Source organism: Cupriavidus sp. SIMBA_020, from assembly GCF_046535395.1.
GTDB lineage: Bacteria > Pseudomonadota > Gammaproteobacteria > Burkholderiales > Burkholderiaceae > Cupriavidus > Cupriavidus campinensis.
In genome coordinates this window covers 1-251 of record NZ_JAWRWU010001239.1, presented here as the reverse complement: position 1 = coordinate 251, position 251 = coordinate 1, and the positions used below count along the sequence as shown (strand labels likewise).

At 68.5% G+C, this 251-nt stretch carries 1 pseudogene; it reads left to right on the top strand.

What is annotated here, in order from left to right:
* Window positions 1-251 (top strand): annotated as a pseudogene (locus SB751_RS33480) (succinyldiaminopimelate transaminase); the annotation flags it as partial.

Genomic DNA, 251 nt, shown 5'->3' with positions numbered 1-251 from the left:
CCTGGCCGCGTATCCGGCAACGATCGGCTCGCAGCCGCTGCGCGAGTCGGTCGCGCAATGGGTCACGCAGCGCTACAATCTGCCGCCGGTCGACGCCGCCACCCAGGTGCTGCCGGTGTCGGGCTCGCGCGGGGCGCTGTTCGCCCTGGCGCAGACCGTGATCGACCCGCAACGCAATGCCGAAGGCGAGCCTGCGATCGTACTCTGTCCGAACCCGTTCTACCAAATCTACGAAGGCGCGGCGATTCTGG